The organism is Lactobacillus taiwanensis DSM 21401 (assembly GCF_001436695.1).
In the GTDB taxonomy this organism is placed as follows: Bacteria; Bacillota; Bacilli; order Lactobacillales; family Lactobacillaceae; genus Lactobacillus; species Lactobacillus taiwanensis.
Map to the genome: position 1 here is coordinate 1 of NZ_AYZG01000031.1, position 1,866 is coordinate 1,866.

Here is a 1,866-nt window from a genome sequence, read left to right on the forward strand (position 1 = left end):
TACCCTCAAAACTAAACAAAGTTTCTCAGTGTGCTTCCGCTTGGCTTTCTCGATGACTTCTCTTAGTGCTCTCGCACTCTCCATCATCTTTCGCCTTCCTTAGAAAGGAGGTGATCCAGCCGCAGGTTCTCCTACGGCTACCTTGTTACGACTTCACCCTAATCATCTGTCCTACCTTAGACGGCTGACTCCTATAAAGGTTATCCCACCGGCTTTGGGTGTTACAGACTCTCATGGTGTGACGGGCGGTGTGTACAAGGCCCGGGAACGTATTCACCGCGGCGTGCTGATCCGCGATTACTAGCGATTCCAGCTTCGTGTAGGCGAGTTGCAGCCTACAGTCCGAACTGAGAACGGCTTTAAGAGATCCGCTTGCCTTCGCAGGTTCGCTTCTCGTTGTACCGTCCATTGTAGCACGTGTGTAGCCCAGGTCATAAGGGGCATGATGACTTGACGTCATCCCCACCTTCCTCCGGTTTGTCACCGGCAGTCTCATTAGAGTGCCCAACTTAATGATGGCAACTAATGACAAGGGTTGCGCTCGTTGCGGGACTTAACCCAACATCTCACGACACGAGCTGACGACAGCCATGCACCACCTGTCTCAGCGTCCCCGAAGGGAACACCTAATCTCTTAGGTTTGCACTGGATGTCAAGACCTGGTAAGGTTCTTCGCGTTGCTTCGAATTAAACCACATGCTCCACCGCTTGTGCGGGCCCCCGTCAATTCCTTTGAGTTTCAACCTTGCGGTCGTACTCCCCAGGCGGAGTGCTTAATGCGTTAGCTGCAGCACTGAGAGGCGGAAACCTCCCAACACTTAGCACTCATCGTTTACGGCATGGACTACCAGGGTATCTAATCCTGTTCGCTACCCATGCTTTCGAGCCTCAGCGTCAGTTGCAGACCAGAGAGCCGCCTTCGCCACTGGTGTTCTTCCATATATCTACGCATTCCACCGCTACACATGGAGTTCCACTCTCCTCTTCTGCACTCAAGTTCAACAGTTTCTGATGCAATTCTCCGGTTGAGCCGAAGGCTTTCACATCAGACTTATTGAACCGCCTGCACTCGCTTTACGCCCAATAAATCCGGACAACGCTTGCCACCTACGTATTACCGCGGCTGCTGGCACGTAGTTAGCCGTGACTTTCTAGGTAATTACCGTCAAATAAAGGCCAGTTACTACCTCTATCTTTCTTCACTACCAACAGAGCTTTACGAGCCGAAACCCTTCTTCACTCACGCGGCGTTGCTCCATCAGACTTGCGTCCATTGTGGAAGATTCCCTACTGCTGCCTCCCGTAGGAGTTTGGGCCGTGTCTCAGTCCCAATGTGGCCGATCAGTCTCTCAACTCGGCTATGCATCATTGCCTTGGTAAGCCGTTACCTTACCAACTAGCTAATGCACCGCAGGTCCATCCAAGAGTGATAGCAGAACCATCTTTTAAACTCTAGACATGCGTCTAGTGTTGTTATCCGGTATTAGCATCTGTTTCCAGGTGTTATCCCAGTCTCTTGGGCAGGTTACCCACGTGTTACTCACCCGTCCGCCGCTCGCTTGTATCTAGTTTCATTTAGTGCAAGCACTAAAATCATCTAGGCAAGCTCGCTCGACTTGCATGTATTAGGCACGCCGCCAGCGTTCGTCCTGAGCCAGGATCAAACTCTCATTTTCCTTTTTGAAAATGAGCTTTTTATCGTTTAGCTCTAAAACTTTCTTTGAGTTATCTCAAATTTATTGCTTGCGAATTGACTTCGCTTTTGTTTGGGATTTTTATATCCCGCACACTTTCAGCGAAACTTTGTTCAGTTTTCAAGGTACTACCGTTGTCTCGTGACAACTTTTATATTATATCATGTCTTTT

At 49.6% G+C, this 1,866-nt stretch carries 1 rRNA gene; it reads right to left on the minus strand.

What is annotated here, in order from left to right:
- Positions 1 to 103: 103 nt before the first annotated feature.
- Positions 104 to 1,676: ribosomal RNA gene (locus tag FD18_RS04860) — 16S ribosomal RNA — on the minus strand.
- Positions 1,677 to 1,866: the final 190 nt, after the last annotated feature.